At 66.9% G+C, this 16,559-nt stretch carries 14 protein-coding genes; 13 read left to right on the forward strand and 1 reads right to left on the reverse strand.

Going from position 1 to position 16,559, the window contains the following annotated elements; all coding sequences use genetic code 11:
• Window positions 1–3: 3 nt before the first annotated feature.
• From QNJ67_00640 to QNJ67_00695, 12 genes are all read left to right on the forward strand, one after another.
• Window positions 4–630: an XRE family transcriptional regulator gene (locus QNJ67_00640; GenBank protein MDJ0607456.1), complete on the forward strand. Its 627-nt coding sequence runs from the start codon at window positions 4–6 to the stop codon at window positions 628–630.
• On the forward strand, window positions 617–1,906 hold the full coding sequence (locus QNJ67_00645) for an NAD(P)/FAD-dependent oxidoreductase (protein ID MDJ0607457.1): 1,290 nt from the start codon (window positions 617–619) through the stop codon (window positions 1,904–1,906). The genes QNJ67_00640 and QNJ67_00645 overlap by 14 nt, the downstream gene beginning before the upstream one ends.
• On the forward strand, window positions 1,899–2,279 hold the full coding sequence (locus QNJ67_00650; GenBank protein ID MDJ0607458.1) for a VOC family protein: 381 nt from the start codon (window positions 1,899–1,901) through the stop codon (window positions 2,277–2,279). The genes QNJ67_00645 and QNJ67_00650 overlap by 8 nt, the downstream gene beginning before the upstream one ends.
• 24 nt (window positions 2,280–2,303) lie before the next feature.
• The gene (locus tag QNJ67_00655) at window positions 2,304–3,197 is read left to right on the forward strand and encodes a complex I NDUFA9 subunit family protein (GenBank protein ID MDJ0607459.1); all 894 of its coding nucleotides are present in this window, start codon (window positions 2,304–2,306) and stop codon (window positions 3,195–3,197) included.
• A gap of 103 nt (window positions 3,198–3,300) precedes the next feature.
• Window positions 3,301–4,200, forward strand: a complete 900-nt coding sequence (locus QNJ67_00660) for a glutamine amidotransferase family protein (GenBank protein MDJ0607460.1) — start codon at window positions 3,301–3,303, stop codon at window positions 4,198–4,200.
• Window positions 4,200–4,883, forward strand: a complete 684-nt coding sequence (locus QNJ67_00665; protein MDJ0607461.1) for a protein GlxC — start codon at window positions 4,200–4,202, stop codon at window positions 4,881–4,883. Before QNJ67_00660 ends, QNJ67_00665 begins: the two co-directional genes overlap by 1 nt.
• 8 nt (window positions 4,884–4,891) lie before the next feature.
• Window positions 4,892–6,217, forward strand: coding sequence for an FMN-binding glutamate synthase family protein (locus tag QNJ67_00670; protein MDJ0607462.1), 1,326 nt, complete (start codon window positions 4,892–4,894; stop codon window positions 6,215–6,217).
• Window positions 6,218–6,329: 112 nt separating this feature from the next.
• The gene (glnT, locus tag QNJ67_00675; GenBank protein MDJ0607463.1) at window positions 6,330–7,637 is read left to right on the forward strand and encodes a type III glutamate--ammonia ligase; all 1,308 of its coding nucleotides are present in this window, start codon (window positions 6,330–6,332) and stop codon (window positions 7,635–7,637) included.
• 2 nt (window positions 7,638–7,639) lie between these two features.
• Window positions 7,640–9,016 carry an MmgE/PrpD family protein gene (locus tag QNJ67_00680; protein MDJ0607464.1) on the forward strand — a complete coding sequence of 459 codons (1,377 nt, stop codon included), beginning with the start codon at window positions 7,640–7,642 and terminating at the stop codon, window positions 9,014–9,016.
• Between the two features lie 158 nt (window positions 9,017–9,174).
• Entirely contained in the window at window positions 9,175–10,494 is a 1,320-nt protein-coding gene (locus QNJ67_00685; protein ID MDJ0607465.1) for a proline--tRNA ligase, read from the forward strand.
• 18 nt (window positions 10,495–10,512) lie between these two features.
• Window positions 10,513–11,760: a lipoprotein-releasing ABC transporter permease subunit gene (locus QNJ67_00690; protein ID MDJ0607466.1), complete on the forward strand. Its 1,248-nt coding sequence runs from the start codon at window positions 10,513–10,515 to the stop codon at window positions 11,758–11,760.
• Window positions 11,753–12,442 carry an ABC transporter ATP-binding protein gene (locus QNJ67_00695; protein MDJ0607467.1) on the forward strand — a complete coding sequence of 230 codons (690 nt, stop codon included), beginning with the start codon at window positions 11,753–11,755 and terminating at the stop codon, window positions 12,440–12,442. Before QNJ67_00690 ends, QNJ67_00695 begins: the two co-directional genes overlap by 8 nt.
• Before the next feature lie 13 nt (window positions 12,443–12,455).
• On the opposite strand, the gene QNJ67_00700 is transcribed toward QNJ67_00695, so the two are convergent.
• The gene (locus QNJ67_00700) at window positions 12,456–12,830 is read right to left on the reverse strand and encodes a PilZ domain-containing protein (GenBank protein MDJ0607468.1); all 375 of its coding nucleotides are present in this window, start codon (window positions 12,828–12,830) and stop codon (window positions 12,456–12,458) included.
• Window positions 12,831–12,974: 144 nt separating this feature from the next.
• Here QNJ67_00700 and dnaE point away from each other — a divergent pair, with 144 nt between their 5' ends.
• Complete coding sequence (gene dnaE, locus QNJ67_00705) at window positions 12,975–16,442, forward strand: DNA polymerase III subunit alpha (protein MDJ0607469.1); 3,468 nt, start codon at window positions 12,975–12,977, stop codon at window positions 16,440–16,442.
• The last annotated feature ends 117 nt before the right edge of the window (window positions 16,443–16,559 follow it).

A 16,559-nucleotide genomic window follows, 5' to 3' on the forward strand; every position in this document is an offset into this window, starting at 1 on the left:
GGCATGGCGAAGCCCGCGACAGACCTGGCCTCGTCGGAGCCGGCCGAGCCGAAAGACAATCACCTGGAAGCGGCGATCGGCCGGCAGGTGCGCCAGTACCGCCAGCAGCTCGATATGACCCTGGTCGAGCTGGCCAAGCTGACCGGCCTCTCGCCCGGCATGATGTCGAAAATCGAGAACGGCATGACCTCGCCCTCGCTGGCGACGCTTAGCGCCCTGGCCCAGGCGCTCAACGTGCCGGTCACGGCGCTGTTCCGGAAGTACGAGGAGCAGCGCGACGCCACCTTCGTGAAGGCGGGGCACGGGCTTACCATCGAGCGGCGCGGCACTCGCGCCGGGCACCAGTATCAGCTGCTCGGCCACACGGTCGGCAAGCCGGTCTCGATGGAGCCCTACCTGATCACCCTGACCGAGAAATCCGAGGTCTTCCCGCTGTTCCAGCACCCGGGCGCGGAGTTCGTCTACGTGTTGGAGGGCGAGGTCCTCTACCGCCACGCCGACAAAACCTACCGGCTCCAGCCGGGCGACTCTCTGTTCTTCGATTCCGACGCGCCCCACGGGCCGGAGGAGCTGATCTCGCTGCCCATTCGCTTCCTCTCGGTCATCGTGCAATCTCATGACGAGAGCTGACGCAGACGTCGATGTTGTGGTGATCGGCGCCGGCGCGGCCGGGCTCGCCGCGGCCAAGGAGCTGCGCCGCCTGGGCCTGTCGTTCCAGGTGCTCGAAGCCTCGCACCGCATCGGCGGCCGCGCCTACACCGAAACGGTCGGCGACGGCGAGCCCTTCGATCTGGGCTGCCACTGGCTGCACTCGGGAAGCCTGAACCCCTTCGCCAGGATCGCCGACGAATTGGGCGTCGCCTACACCAAGGAGGGTTTCGCGCGCGGCTACTTCGAGAACGGCCGCTGGTCCGACGATTCGAACCTCGAGGATTGGTTCGCCTTCTTGGCGCGGAACGAGGAAGCGATGGCGCAGGTCGTGCAAAGCAGGCGGGACTGCTCGGTTTGGGAGGCGACGGCGCGCGAAGACCGCTGGACCGAGCTGCACGACTATTTCATGTCGCTCTACACCTCGCACGACGTCGACGAGATCTCCACACGCGACGTCATGGCCTACCGCGACACCGAGGAGAACTGGCCGGTCAAGGACGGCTACGGCACGCTGGTCGCCCGGTACGGCGCCGACGTGCCGGTCAGCCTCAATACGGCGGTGACCCGGATCGACTGGTCGGGGCCCGGCGTCGTCGTCGAGACGGCACGGGGCAGACTGAAGGCGGAGAGAGTCATCGTCACCGTGTCGACCGGCGTGCTGGCGGCGGGCGACATCCTCTTTACGCCGGCGCTGCCCGCTTGGAAGCAGGAGGCCATTGCCGGCTTGCCGGTCGGTGTACACAACCGCATCTGCCTGGTCTTCGACCGGGACGTCTTCGGCAGCGACGTTCGGCCCGGCTTCGCCGTGAAGACCGGCGATGACGAGCCGATGGCCTTTCGCGTGCGCCCCTTCGGCTTCAATCACGTCGTCGGCCTGACCGGGGGGCGCTTCGCCGACTGGCTCGAGCGCGCTGGCATCGCCGCCTCGGTCGACCTCGCCACGGAGAAGCTCGCCGCCGCCTTCGGCAGCGGTATCAAAAAGCAGGTGACGGGGCACAATGTCACCGCGTGGCGCGGCGACCCCTGGGTCAAGGGCGCCTATTCCTGCGCCCAGCCGGGCCAAGCCCACCAGAGGGTCGAGCTCGCGAAGCCACTCGATGAGAAGGTCTACTTCGCCGGTGAGGCGACCTCGCGCGAGTTCTTCTCCACGGCCCATGGCGCATACATGAGCGGCATCGACGCCGCAAAGAAGATCGCCGAGGCCGAGACCGAAGAAGCATCGGCAGGTAAGGGAAGGAAGACGTCACATGCATAAGAGCCGGCTGGGCGGCCTGATCATCGACTGTCGCACCGAGGATCTCGATGCCGCGGCCAAGTTCTGGAGCGAGGCCCTGGGGCTTCCGGAGCGGCGTACCGGCGACCCGGCCGACGCCAAGTACGTCGAACTGGTCGATGAGGCGAACGCGCCGCACATCGAGGTCCAGCAGGTCGACCATGAGAGCCGGGTCCACCTCGACATCGAGGCGGACGACCTGGAGGCGGAGGCGGCCCGGCTGGAGAGGCTGGGCGCCATGCGCGTCGCCGCGATCCGCACTTGGATCGTGATGGAAGCCCCGACCGGACAGCGGTTCTGCATCGTGCGGCCGCAGCGCGCCCGCTTCGAGGAGGAAGCCAACGTCTGGGAGTAGCCAGGCCGGCGACGGTCCTGAAGGATGGACGATGTAATCACGGTGTTTGGAGGCACCGGTTTCCTCGGGCGCCGCATCGTCCGCCGTCTCGCCGAGCGGGGATACGGCGTCAGGGTTGCTTCGCGCCGGCCTGCCGGCGCCATTTTCGCGGAATGCGGCAAGCGCATAGCCTGCCTCAGCGGCGACCTGCGCGACCCGGCGTTCGTCGGGGCGGCGCTCGAAGGCGCGGCCTCGGCGGTCAACTGCGTCTCCCTCTATGTCGAGAAGGGGCAGGACACCTTCGAGTCAGTGCATCTGCACAGCGCCGAGGCCCTGGCGCGCCGCGCTAGGGACGAGGGCTTGCGGACCCTGGTCCACGTCTCCGGTATCAACGCCGGCCCGCAGTCGCTTTCGGGCTACGCGCGTATGCGCGGCCGCGGTGACGAAGCGGTGCGCGCGGCCTTCCCGGACGCGGTGATCCTGAGGCCCAGCGCGATCTTCGGGCCGGGCGACCGCTTCTTCAACCTCTTCGCCGAGATGGTCCGAGCGAGCCCGGTTCTGCCCCTCTTCGGGAGCGGCGCGACGCGCCTTCAGCCGGTCTATGTCGGGGATGTCGCGGAGGCCGTGGTGCGCGCCATCGAGAACCCGGCGCATCACGGCGGCCTGTTCGAGCTTGGTGGGCCGGAGGTCATCCCCTACCGCGACCTGCTGCGCCTGACCTGCCGGCGGCTCGGTCTGCGACGCCTCCTGCTGCCCGTTCCCTTTCTGCTGTGGGACCTGGCGGCCGTTGCAGCGTCGTTCCTGCCGAGCCCGCCGCTGACACGGGATCAGGTCGCGCTGATGAGGGCCGACAATGTGGTCCAGGCGGCGGCCGCCGGCTTCGCCGACCTTGGAATCGCGCCGCGGCGGCCCGAGGATGTTCTGCCACGCTATCTGTGAGGCGTTCTGCGGTCCTTGATGTTCCTCGGAAGAAAATTATTTTCCTCAAATTGATTTGCCCAGGACGAGACGCTAGGGTCCTTGGAACGGGAAGGAGAGGGGCATGTGCGGTATCGTTGGGTTCTTCACCAAGAACCCGGAATTCGAATCGAGACTCGGCGAGCATCTCTCGTCCATGCTGATCGAGATGTCCGACCGGGGGCCGGACAGTGCCGGCGTGGCGATCTACCGCGATCCCGCGCCGAAGGAGAGCGTCAAGCTCGCGCTGTTCAGCGCGGACGACGCCTTCCCCTGGAAGCCTCTCGCCAAGGAAATGACCAAGAGCCTGGGGCACAAGGCCGATGTCGAGGTGCGCGCGAGCCACGCAATCATCGTGGTTCACGGTGATCTCGACGGCGTTAGGGCCTGGCTCGGGGAGCACCACCCGGAGCTCCGGGTCATGAGCGCCGGGAGCACGATCGAGATCTACAAGGAGAAGGGCCTGCCGAAGGACGTTGTGCGCCGCTTCGCGCTGCGCGAGATCACCGGCACCCACGCCCTCGGCCACACCCGCATGGCGACCGAGAGCGCCGTTACGACGCAGCACTCCCACCCCTTCTCGACCGGCCTAGACCTCTGCCTCGTGCACAACGGCTCGCTCAGCAACCATAACCGCCTGCGGCGGCGCCTGGAGCGGGACGGAGTGGAGTTCCAGACCGACAACGACACCGAGGTGGCGGCGGGCTACCTGACCTGGCGCCTGCGCCAGGGGGCCAGCCTGGACGAAGCGCTCGAGGCGGCGATCAGAGACCTCGACGGCTTCTATACTTTTGCCATCGGCACCAAGAACGGTTTTGCGGTGCTGCGCGACCCGATCGCCTGCAAGCACGCGGTCCTGGCCGAGACCGACGACTGGGTGGCGATGGCTACCGAGTACCGTTCGATCGCGACCTTGCCGGGCGCTGACAAGGCGCGGATCTGGGAACCGGTCCCGGCGCGGATCTACAGCTGGGGCCGGGCCTGATGGCGGAGCTCGATCTTGCCGAGGTCGGCCTGCGCGCGGTCAACCAGCAGCTTCATGCGCTTAGCCGTGAATCGAACGATCTGGATTGGCGCCTGCTCAATCCGCTCGGCCGCCATTCCATCGCCGTCGGGCTCGACGCACCGGCCAAGGTGACGGTCGAGGGCCACGCCGGCTTCTACTGCGGCGGCATGAACAAGCAGGCCGAAATAATCATTGAGGGTCATGCCGGCCCCGGCGTCGCCGAGAACATGATGTCCGGCACGGTGCGCGTGAAAGGCAACGCCAGCCAGTCGGCCGGTGCGACCGGCCACGGCGGTCTCTTGGTGATCGAAGGCGATGCCTCCTCGCGCTGCGGCATCTCCATGAAAGGGATCGACATCGTGGTTGGCGGTTCGGTCGGCCACATGTCGGCTTTCATGGCGCAGCTCGGCACTCTGGTGATCTGCGGCGATGCCGGCGAAGCGCTCGGCGACTCGATCTACGAAGCCAAGCTCTTCGTGCGCGGCAAGGTGGAGAGCCTGGGCGCCGACTGCATCGAGAAGGAGATGACGCCGGAGCACCTGGAGACCCTGGGCTCGCTGCTGGAGCGCGCCGGGATCGATGCCGATCCCGAGGACTTCCGCCGCTACGGCTCGGCCCGCAAGCTCTATAATTTCGACGTCGACCACGCAGATGCCTATTGAGGTGCACCTTGGATCCTGACACGCCCCGCACGACACCGCGCAAGTCGGCTCTCTTCGACGACTACACCCTGTCCGAGATCCGACGCGCGGCCAGCACCGGAATCTATGACATCCGCGGCGGCGGATCGAAGCGCCGGCTGCCGCACTTCGACGATCTCCTGTTCCTCGGCGCCTCCATGTCGCGCTATCCGCTTGAGGGCTACCGCGAGCGCTGCGACACCGGTGTCGTGCTCGGTACGCGTTTCGCTAAGACTCCGCTGGAGCTGAAGATCCCCATCACCATCGCCGGCATGAGCTTCGGTTCGCTCTCGGGCCAGGCGAAGGAAGCGCTGGGCCGCGGCGCCAACGCCGCCGGCACCTCGACCACCACCGGCGACGGCGGCATGACGCCGGAGGAGCGCGGCCATTCCAAGCAGCTGGTTTATCAGTACCTGCCGTCGCGCTACGGCATGAACCCGGACGACCTGCGCAAGGCCGATGCCATCGAGGTGGTGGTGGGACAGGGCGCCAAGCCCGGCGGCGGCGGCATGCTGCTGGGCCAGAAGATCTCGGACCGGGTGGCGGAGATGCGCACCTTGCCAAAGGGCATCGACCAGCGTTCGGCCTGCCGCCACCCGGACTGGACCGGGCCCGACGATCTGGAGATCAAGATCCAGGAACTGCGCGAGATCACCAACTGGGAGAAGCCGATCTACATCAAGATCGGCGGCGCGCGGCCCTATTACGATACCGCGCTCTCGGTCAAGGCCGGCGCCGACGTGGTGGTGGTCGATGGTATGCAGGGCGGCACGGCGGCCACGCAGGAGGTCTTCATCGAGCACGTGGGTCAGCCGACCCTGGCTTGCGTCCGCCCGGCCGTGCAGGCGCTGAAGGATCTCGACATGCACCGCAGGGTGCAGCTCATCGTCTCGGGCGGTATCCGCAACGGTGCCGATGTCGCCAAGGCGCTGGCGCTCGGCGCCGATGCGGTCTCGATCGGCACGGCGGCGCTGGTCGCGCTGGGCGACAACGACCCGCATTGGGAGGATGAGTATCGGCAGCTCGGCACCACCGCCGGGGCTTACGACGACTGGCACGAAGGCCGCGATCCGGCCGGCATCAGTACCCAGGATCCCGAGCTCGCGAAGCGGCTCGACCCGGTGCGCGCCGGGCGGCGACTGGCCAACTATCTTGGCGTCATGACCCTGGAGGCGCAGACCATCGCACGCGCCTGCGGCAAGACTCATCTGCACAACCTGGAGCCGGAAGACCTGGTCGCGGTCACCGTCGAGGCCGCCGCCATGGCGCAGGTGCCGCTCGCGGGTACCGACTGGATACCGGGGCGCGGTTACTAGGCTGCTTGGCAAGGCATCGAAACTGCGTTGTCATGGCACCGCCGCTTAGGGGCGGCGAGGGTGTTCGAGGGGGGCCTCAGGCCCGGAGTAAGAATCAGGGAAGGAGGGGAGGATGCCCCAGGATCTCGCGCAGGCCGCCAAGGACCGCGGCATCAAATACTTTTTGATCAGCTTCGTCGATCTCTTCGGCGTACTGCGCTCCAAGCTGGTGCCGGCGCGCGCGATCGGTGACATGCAGCGCGACGGCGCCGGCTTCGCCGGTTTCGCTGCCTGGCTCGACATGACGCCGGCCCACCCGGACATGTTCGCGATTCCCGACTCCGACAGCCTGATCCAGCTGCCCTGGAAGCCCGAGGTCGGCTGGCTGGCCGGCGATCTCTGGATGGATGGCAGAGAGGTCGAGGCCTCGCCGCGCATCGCCCTGAAGCGGCAGATCGCCAAGGCGGCCGAGCAGGGCTACCGCATGAAGAGCGGCGTCGAGTGCGAGTACTTTCTGACCACGCCCGACGGCCTGGCGATATCGGATCCGCGCGACATTCAGGACAAGCCCTGCTACGACCAGTCCTCCCTGATGCGGCGCTACGACGTGATCAGCCAGATCTGCGACTGCATGATTGAACTCGGCTGGGGGCCCTATCAGAACGATCACGAGGACGCCAACGGCCAGTTCGAGATGAACTGGGAGTACGACGACTGCCTCTTGACGGCCGACCGTCACGTCTTTTTCAAGTTCATGGTCAAGAACATCGCCGAGCAGCACGGGCTGCGCGCGACCTTCATGCCTAAGCCCTTCGCGCACCTGACCGGGAACGGCTGCCACGCCCACGTCTCGATCTGGGACCTGGAAGGCAGGAACAACCTGTTCCATGACGAGAGCGACGAGGTCGGGCTGTCGAACCTGGCCTATTCCTTCCTCGGCGGCATCATGCACTCGGCTCAGCCGCTGACCGCGCTGTTCAATCCGACGGTGAACTCCTACAAGCGGATCAACGCGCCGCGCACCGTGTCGGGGGCGACCTGGTCGCCGAACACCGTCACCTACGCCGGCAACAACCGCACCCATATGATCCGCATCCCCGATCCTGGCCGTTTCGAGCTGCGCCTCATGGACGGCTCCGCCAACCCCTACCTGCTCCAGGCCGGCGTTCTCATGGCCGGGCTGGACGGCACGACGAACCTTCGCGATCCCGGCAAGCGTCACGACATCGACATGTACGCGGAGCCCCACAAGGCCAAGGCCGCCAAGAAGCTGCCGCTCAACCTGCTCGACGCCCTGCGCCTGTTCCACAAGGACAAGGTGCTTCGCGCCGGACTGGGCGAGGAACTGGTCGACTCCTACTTCAAGCTGAAGATCGAGGAGTGGAACTCCTACTGCCGGTCCATTACCCAGTGGGAACGGGACCACACATTGGACTGCTAGGGGTGGCCAAGTCCGAGGCCTCGGCGGTCGAGCGGATCGCCGCCTTCGTCGCGACGGTGCCCCAGGTCCGCAATCGCAAGATACTCAAGCGCGCCGAGCGGGCGCTGTTCGATACGCTCGGCTGCATCATCTACGGCATCTCTTCGCCGCCGGCCCAGGCGGCGCTGCGCACCGTCAGACCCTGGGGCAGGGGGAAGGCGCTCGCCTTCGGCACGCGGGACCGTCTCACCCCGCCAGGCGCGGCGCTGGTCAATGGCACGGCGGCGCACGCCTTCGACCTGGACGACTACGACCTGCCCGGCAACAGCCATCCGAGCGCCGTGGTCTTTCCATCGGTCCTGGCCGCGATCCCGGACGGCGAGGGGGCCGGGCTCGACCTGCTCGACGCCTACGTTGTCGGCCTGGAGGTCATCATGCGTCTGGGCGAAGCGGTCAACATGAGCCACTACACCCGCGGCTGGCACACCACTGCGACCCTGGGCAGCCTCGGCGCCGCCGCCGCCTGCGCGCGCGTGCTCGGCCACGACGCCGCCCGGACGGCGCACGCGCTCTCCTTCGCCACCTCCATGGGCACGGGCTATGTCAGCCAGTTCGGCACCATGGCCAAGCCGCTGCACGCCGGGCTGGCCGCGCAGAACGGTTTATTGGCCGCCCATCTGGCCGCCTCGGGCGCCACCGGCTCGACCACCGTGCTCGACGGTCCCGCCGGGTTCGCCACCCTGATGGTCGATCCGGGCGCGGCCGATTTCGACCGGACGCTGGGCAGGCTCGGCAAGCCCTGGGGGATCGTCGAGCACGGCCTGGCCGAGAAGGCTTATCCCTGCTGCGGCTACCTGCACCGGACGATCGGGGCCGCCCTGTCGTTGAAGCGGGACCGCGGCGTCGCACCGGAAGACGTGGTGTCGATGACTGTTTCCGTGCCCGACTTCCATCTCGCGATCCTGCCCTACGGCGTGCCGCAAACGGTGCACGAGGCGATGTTCAGTCCCGCCTATTGCGCGGCGGCCGCCCTGTTGCAGGGGCACCTCGGGCTCGACGATTTCACCGACACGGCAGTGGCCCGGCAGGCGGTCCGCGACCTCGCGGCCCTGGTCACCGTCGAGGGCCGGGTGCCGCGAGATCCCGCTCTCAATCTCGATCCCGACGATCCCGACAGGGTTACGGTCACCCTGCGCGACGGCCGCGAGATCTCCGCCGAGATGGGCCACCCGCTCGGGTCGACAGTCAATCCCATGAGCGACGAGGCGCTCGACGCCAAGTTCATGGCCTGCGTCACCAAGCGCTTCAACCAGGACCGGGCGGAGGCGCTGCGCTCCGCCGTCTCGGCGATGCGGGAGAATGCGCCGCTCTCGATCCTGCTAGACAGCTTGACGCCCTAAAATAGAGTCGGATTTGAAGCCGGCCCGGCTTCGAACCAACCCGCCATTGTTTCACCGTCGTCTCGCCGTGCTCGCGCCATGGACATCGCCTGTCCCTTCTCATAGTCTCTGCGCGCCCATTCGGGCCGCCGTTCGACGACCGACAATCAGGAAACGCAATGCGCCGCTCCGCCTTCTTCATGCCGACGCTCAAGGAAAAGCCCGCGGAGGCGGAGATCGTTTCCCACGTTCTCATGCTGCGCGCCGGCATGGTCCGACAGGCCAGCGCCGGGATCTACTCCTGGCTGCCCCTCGGCTTCCGGGTGCTCAAGAACATCGAGCGAATCGTACGCGAGGAGCAGGACGCGGCCGGGGCCCAGGAAGTACTGATGCCGACCATCCAGGCGGCCGACCTGTGGAAGCAGTCGGGCCGCTACGATGACTACGGCAAGGAGATGCTGCGCATCGAGGACCGCCACGGCCGCGAGATGCTCTACGGGCCGACCAACGAGGAACTGATCACCGACATCTTCCGCCACGCGGCGAAGAGCTACCGCGATCTGCCCAAGATGCTCTACCACATCCAGTGGAAGTTCCGCGACGAGGTGCGGCCCCGATTCGGCGTCATGCGCGGGCGCGAGTTCCTGATGAAGGACGGCTATTCCTTCGACCTTGATTTCGAAGGCGCCAAAAAGTCTTACAACAAGATGTTCGTAGCCTACTTGAGGACTTTCGCGCGCATGGGGCTGAAGGCGATCCCCATGGAGGCGGAGACCGGTCCGATCGGCGGTGACCTCAGCCACGAGTTCATCATCCTCGCCGACACGGGTGAGACCGAGGTCTTCTGCCACGCCGACCTGCTGGACTACGACGTGCTGGCTGAATCCATCGACTTCGACGGCGATCTCTCGCCCATCGTCGATTACTGGACCAAGTACTACGCCCGTACCGACGACATGCACGATCAGGCGGCCTACGAGGCGGCGGTGCCCGAGGACCGGCGCGTCCGGCGGCGCGGCATCGAGGTCGGCCACATCTTCTACTTCGGCGACAAGTACTCCCAGCCGCTCGGCGCCGAAGTGACCACCGCGGACGACCGGCAGGTGGCGGTGCACAGCGGCTCCTACGGGGTCGGCGTCTCGCGCCTGGTCGGCGGCATCATCGAGGCCAGTCACGACGAGCACGGAATCATCTGGCCCGAGGCCGTGGCGCCTTTCAGGGTCGGCCTGATCAACTTAAAGGTCGACGATGCGGCCTGCTCGGGCGCGGCGGAGGATCTCTACGGCAAGCTGATGAACGCGGGCGTCGAGGTGCTCTACGACGATACCGAGGAGCGGGGCGGCGCGAAGTTTGCCGAGATGGACCTGATCGGCCTGCCCTGGCAGCTCGTCGTCGGACCGCGCGGGCTGAAGAACGGCGTGGTCGAATTGAAAGAGCGGCGCAGCGGCGAGCGGCAGGAACTGTCGCCCGAGGCGGCCCTCGCAAAGCTCGCGTCCTAGAGCGGAAAGCTCCACAGCATGATTTTTGGTGCCTTCGAACGCCTGGTCGCGCTGCGCTATCTGGGCGCACGCCGCCAGGAAGGCTTCATCTCGGTGATCGCGATCTTCTCGCTTCTCGGCATCGCGCTCGGCGTCGCGACGCTGATCATCGTCATGGCGGTGATGAACGGTTTCCGCCAGGAGCTGATGGGCCGGATCCTGGGCGTCAACGGCCACTTCACGATCTATGCCGACGCGGCGCCACTCACGGACTACGACGCCTTCGCCGACAAGCTGCGCGGTGTGCCCGACGTGACCGGGGTCCTGCCGCAGGTGCAGGGCCACGTCATGGTGACGGTCGAGGGACGTCCATCGCTCGGGATCGTTCGGGGGCTGGCGCTCGAGGACATCAGACAGCGGGCGATCATCGCGGACAACATCCAGTCCGGCAGCCTCGAGGATTTCCGCGGCGAGAACGCGGTGATGATCGGCAGCCGCATGGCGCGGCGGCTCGGGCTTCGCGTCGGCGACCCGATCACGCTGGTCTCGCCGCGCGGACATCAGGGGCCCTTCGGAACCATGCCCAGGCTCAAGGCCTTCAAGGTCGTCGGGATTTTCCAGGTCGGCATGTTCGAATACGACAACAGCTTCATCTACATGCCGCTCGAGGCCGCGCAGCTATACTTCCGCTATCCAAGCGGCGTCAATGCCGTCGAGGTGTTCTTCCGGAATCCGGACGAGATCATCGACGCACGGCGCCAGCTTCGCGAGGTAGCCGATCCGACCCTGCGGATCGTCGACTGGCAACGGGCCAATCAGTCCTTCTTCGAGGCGATCCAGGTCGAACGCAACGTCATGTTCCTGATCCTCTCGCTGATCATCCTGGTCGCGGCCTTCAACATCCTGTCCGGCCAGTACATGCTGGTGAAAGGCAAGGCACGCGACATCGCCATCCTGCGCACCATGGGCGCCAGCCGGGGCATGATCCTGCGCGTGTTCTTCCTGAGCGGCGCCCTGATCGGCGTGGTCGGGACGCTCGCCGGCTTCGGTCTCGGCGTCGCCTTTTCCGCCAACATCGAAACGATCCGACAGGTCCTGCAGACCCTCACCAACACCACCCTGTTCCCGGCGGAGATCTATTTCCTGTCGCGCTTGCCGGCCGAGATCGATCCGGTCGAGGTCGTGCAGGTTGTCGCCATGGCGCTCTTCTGGTCGTTCCTGGCGCCGCTATGGCCGGCCTGGCAGGCGGCCCGGCTCGATCCGGTGGAAGCCCTGCGCTATGAGTGAACCCGCGGAGCAGGGACTGGCCCTCGCCGGAATCGGCAAGACCTTCCGGCAGGGGGAGCGGGCCCTGGAGGTGCTGCACGACGTTCACTTCAAGGTCGGCTCCGGTGAGCTGGTGGCATTGGTCGGTCCCTCGGGCGCCGGCAAGTCGACGCTGCTGCACATCACCGGCCTCCTGGAACGGCCCGACGCGGGCGAGATCACGATCGACGGAACGGCCTGCTCACAACTCTCCGACGGACAGCGCACCGAGCTGCGCCGCGACGCCATCGGCTTCGTCTATCAGTATCACCACCTCCTGCCCGAGTTCTCCGCGCAGGAGAACATCGTCATGCCACAGATGATCGCCGGCGTCGGGCGCCGCCAGGCGCGCGAACGCGCCGCGGACCTGCTATCGAGGGTCGGGCTGAGCGATCGGGCCACGCACCGCCCGGCCAGGCTGTCAGGCGGCGAGCAGCAGCGGGTGGCCATCGTGCGCGCCCTGGCCAACGCCCCGAGACTGCTCCTCGCCGACGAGCCGACAGGGAACCTGGACCCGCACACAGCGGACGCCGTCTTCGAGTATCTGATCAGCCTGGTTCGGGAAAGCCGCCTCGCGGCGCTGGTTGCCACTCACAACCTGGATCTCGCGGCCCGTATGGACCGGGTCCTGCGTCTGGAGGACGGCGCGGTCGTTGATGGCTAGCGAAGGCTAGAGATCAGGAACGGCTCGAGACGACCTTGCGCTTGGGCAGGAGCTGGTTCAGGCACTGAACGCAGAGGTGCGTCGCGGCCTCCAGGTTGTCGATCGATATGCCCAGCGTGCGCGCCGTCGACCAGCGGCGCAGGGCGCGGAACCGGCCGGTCGAGGGGTGCCAGATCTCGACCTCGTCGCCGAGCTCGATGTGATCCTCGAATCGGGCCCGGGCGCCGCCCAGGGACACGTCCTCCAGACGACCGGTCACGCACTGGCCGTCGGAATAGAATTTCACCGTGATCGGGCCGATGACCGGATAGCGGTGCCGCCTGCGACGGTCGAGGCCGTTGGTGATGTTGGTGACGTGGCGAGCGAACATGGCCCGAGACTGGCCCATTATGGTTAAGGATCTCCTAATGGCCCGGCGGGCGTTTTCCACAATTGCCCCAAGATGCTGTGGAAAACTCGGCCACCAACCGCAAAATGTTGCTGTAGTGTTCTTCCTGACACCTGCAGTCCGACATGCGATCCTGAGTCGGTCATGACTCACGCCGATTTCGTCCATCTCAGGGTCCACTCGGCCTACTCCCTGTCCGAGGGTGCACTTCGGATCAAGCAGCTGACCGAGCTGTGCCGCAGCGAGGCCATGCCTGCGGTCGCGGTAACCGACCGCGCCAACCTGTTCGGCGCCCTCGAATTCTGCAGCGCCGCCTGCGCGGCCGGGGTGCAGCCGATCGTCGGCTGCCAGCTCTCTATCGCCCAGAGCGAGCCGCGCCGCCAGAACGGGGCGCCGCCGCCGCCGGATCAACTGGTTCTTCTGGTGCAGAACGAAGTCGGCTATCGCAACCTGCTGCACCTCGTCTCCAAGGCCTACCTGGACAGCGAGCCGGGCGGCTCGGCGGAGCTGCCCCTCGAGGCCCTGAAGGGTTGGACCGAGGGTCTGATCGCGTTGACGGCCGGCTGCCGGGGCGCGGTCGGGCGTTTCCTGCTGGAGCAGCGCGGCGAATGGGCCGAGGGCATGCTGCTCAATCTGGCCAGGCTGTTTCCCGGCCGCTGCTATGTCGAGCTGCAGCGGCACGGCCTGCGCGACGAGCAGGCGATCGAGTCCGAACTGATCGATCTCGCTTTTAAGCACGACCTGCCGCTGGTCGCGACCAACGGCGTCTACTTCGCCAACGAGGCCATGTACGAGGCGCACGACGCCCTCTTGTGCATCGCCGAGGGCAGCTACGTCGGCCAGCAGGACCGCCGCCGCCTGACTCCGGAGCACCGCTTCAAGACCGCGCCAGAGATGGCCGCGCTCTTCGAGGACCTGCCGGAGGCGATCGCGAACAGCGTGGTGATCGCGCGGCGCTGCGCCTACTTCCCGCGCCCGGTTGCGCCGATCCTGCCGGCCTACCAGACCGTCGGCGGTCGGAGCGAGGCCGAGGAGCTTGCCGAGCAGGCCAAGGTCGGCCTGGAACGCCGCCTGGCCCGGCGCCCGGCGGACGAACGCGCGGCCCGGCCCGACGAAGCCTATTGGAAGCGCCTCGACTATGAGCTCGGTGTCATCGAGCAGATGGGCTTTCCCGGTTACTTCCTGATCGTCGCCGACTTCATCAAGTGGGCGAAGGACCAGGGCATCCCGGTCGGGCCGGGGCGGGGCTCCGGCGCCGCCTCGGTCGTCGCCTGGTCGCTCACGATCACCGACCTCGACCCCTTGCGCTGGGGGCTCGTCTTCGAGCGTTTCCTCAATCCGGAACGGATCTCGATGCCCGACTTCGACATCGACTTCTGCCAGGACCGCCGGGACGAGGTCATTCGCTATGTCCAGGAGAAGTACGGCACCGACCGGGTCGCGCAGATCATCACCTTCGGCAAGCTGCAGGCGCGCGCCGCCCTGCGCGACGTGGGTCGCGTCCTGCAGATGCCCTATCCGCAGGTCGACCGGATCTGCAAGCTGGTGCCGAACAACCCGGCCAACCCCGTCACCCTGCAGCAGGCGATCGACGGCGAACCCATGCTGCAGGAGATGCGCGGACAGGACGAGCAGGTCGGTCGGCTGATCGATATCGCGCTCAAGCTGGAGGGCCTCTACCGCCACGCCTCGACCCACGCCGCCGGCGTGGTCATCGGCGACCGGCCACTGGAGCAGCTGATCCCGCTCTACCGCGATCCCCGCTCGGACATGCCGGTCACCCAGTTCAACATGAAGTTCGTCGAGCAGGCCGGCCTGGTGAAGTTCGACTTCCTCGGCCTCAAGACCCTGACGGTCCTGGTCCGCGCCCTCGACCTGATCAAGGAACGGGACCCAGCGAGCGGACTGGACCTGGAGACGATCCCGCTCGACGACCAGAAGACCTTCGACATGCTGGCCCGGGCCGACACCGTTGGGGTCTTCCAGTTGGAATCCTCGGGCATGCGCGACGTCCTGCGCAAGCTGAAGGCCGACCACTTCGAGGAGATCATCGCCGTCGTGGCGCTCTACCGGCCGGGGCCGATGGACAACATCCCGAGCTACATCGAGCGCAAGCACGGCCGCGAGCAGCCCGACTACCTCTATCCCAGTCTCGAGGGGATCCTAAACGAAACCTACGGGATCATGATCTATCAGGAGCAGGTGCTCCAGATCGCCCAGGAACTGTCCGGTTTCAGCCTCGGCAACGCCGACCTTTTGCGCCGCGCCATGGGCAAGAAGATCAAGGCCGAGATGGATGCCCAGCGGGCCGCCTTCACCGAAGGCGCCGTGGCGCGCGGCGTTCCCGAGGCCAAGGCCGCGGCGATCTTCGACCAAGTCAACAAGTTCGCCGGCTACGGCTTCAACAAGGCGCACGCCGCCGCCTACGCCCTGGTCGCTTACCAGACCGCCTACCTGAAGGCCAACTACCCGGTCGAGTTCCTGGCCGCGTCGATGACCTATGACATGGGGAACACGGACAAGCTAAACGTGTTCCGCCAGGAGCTCGACCGCCTCGGCATTCCGTTGCTGCCGCCGGACGTCAATGCGTCGCGCCGGGATTTCCGTGTCGAGGCCTTGCCCGACGGCCGGCTCGCTATCCGCTATGCGCTGGCCGCGATTCGCAACGTCGGGGGCGCGGCCATGGACAATCTGGCGGAGGAGCGCGCCGCGGGCGGACGTTTCCGCGATCTGCCCGATTTCGTGCGCCGCCTTGATCACCGCGCGATCAACAAGCGCCAGATCGAGAACCTGGCGGCGGCGGGGGCGCTCGACGGGCTCAACCGCAATCGCCGGCAGAGCTTCGAGGGCGCGGAGAGCATAATCCGCCACGCGGCGGCCGCGGCGGCGGAGCGCGACTCGGCCCAGGAGAATCTGTTCGGCGGCGACCCTTCGGCCGAAGGCTCTCTCACGCTCGCCCTGCCCGAGGTCGGCGACTGGCCCGACATGGAGCGCCTGCGCCAGGAGTTCGACGCCATCGGCTTCTATCTTTCCGATCATCCGCTGAATGCCTACGCGGCGGTTCTCGAACGACTCAAGGTGGTCACGGCAAGTTCCTTGACCGAAGCGGTGCTGCGCGACCGGGTTCAGCACAAGCTGGCCGGGGTCGTCATCGGGCGGCAGGAACGCACGTCGCGCCAGGGCAACCGCTTCGCCTTCGTACAGCTGTCCGATACCAGCGGCATGTTCGAGGTGATGGTCTTCTCGGAGCTTCTGTCGGCCAAGCGGGATGTTCTGGAGAGCGGACGGCCGCTGCTGATAACGGTCAACGCCGACCTGCGCAACGACGAAGCGCCCCGCATGACGGCCCAGGCGATCGAGCCCCTTGACCGCGCGGCCGAGCAATCGAGCGCCGGCCTCAAGGTCATCATCGGCGACAGCAAGCCTCTGGAGAGCCTGAAGTCGATCCTGGAGCGCGGAGCCGGGAGCCCGGCGAAGGGCCGGGTCTCGCTCGTGCTCGACCTCGAAGGCAGCCGCGAGGTGGAGATTGAGCTGCCCGAGACCTACCGCGTATCGGCGGAGCTGCGGCAGGCGATCAAGGCGATCCCCGGCGTCGCGGTACAGGATCGCTAACCCTCGGGGCGCGCAGCCTTTGTCCTTGCATTGGCCCAGGGCAGAGGCTATTTAGCCGGCCAAACCAAACCCGCACGTGGGCTTCGCGGCGTCGAGCGCGATATGCTCGGTACCGCT

It is taken from the genome of Kiloniellales bacterium (genome assembly GCA_030064845.1).
Classification (GTDB): Bacteria; Pseudomonadota; Alphaproteobacteria; order Kiloniellales; family JAKSDN01; genus JASJEC01.

Coding starts and splice junctions, on each gene's coding strand:
- QNJ67_00650 (MDJ0607458.1), top strand. CDS start 1,899: ATGCATAAGAGCCGGCTGGGCGGCCTGATCATCGACTGTCGCACCGAG.
- QNJ67_00655 (MDJ0607459.1), top strand. CDS start 2,304: ATGGACGATGTAATCACGGTGTTTGGAGGCACCGGTTTCCTCGGGCGC.
- QNJ67_00690 (MDJ0607466.1), top strand. CDS start 10,513: ATGATTTTTGGTGCCTTCGAACGCCTGGTCGCGCTGCGCTATCTGGGC.
- QNJ67_00685 (MDJ0607465.1), top strand. CDS start 9,175: ATGCGCCGCTCCGCCTTCTTCATGCCGACGCTCAAGGAAAAGCCCGCG.
- dnaE (MDJ0607469.1), top strand. CDS start 12,975: ATGACTCACGCCGATTTCGTCCATCTCAGGGTCCACTCGGCCTACTCC.
- QNJ67_00700 (MDJ0607468.1), bottom strand. CDS start 12,830: ATGGGCCAGTCTCGGGCCATGTTCGCTCGCCACGTCACCAACATCACC.
- QNJ67_00660 (MDJ0607460.1), top strand. CDS start 3,301: ATGTGCGGTATCGTTGGGTTCTTCACCAAGAACCCGGAATTCGAATCG.
- glnT (MDJ0607463.1), top strand. CDS start 6,330: ATGCCCCAGGATCTCGCGCAGGCCGCCAAGGACCGCGGCATCAAATAC.
- QNJ67_00695 (MDJ0607467.1), top strand. CDS start 11,753: ATGAGTGAACCCGCGGAGCAGGGACTGGCCCTCGCCGGAATCGGCAAG.
- QNJ67_00665 (MDJ0607461.1), top strand. CDS start 4,200: ATGGCGGAGCTCGATCTTGCCGAGGTCGGCCTGCGCGCGGTCAACCAG.
- QNJ67_00645 (MDJ0607457.1), top strand. CDS start 617: ATGACGAGAGCTGACGCAGACGTCGATGTTGTGGTGATCGGCGCCGGC.
- QNJ67_00640 (MDJ0607456.1), top strand. CDS start 4: ATGGCGAAGCCCGCGACAGACCTGGCCTCGTCGGAGCCGGCCGAGCCG.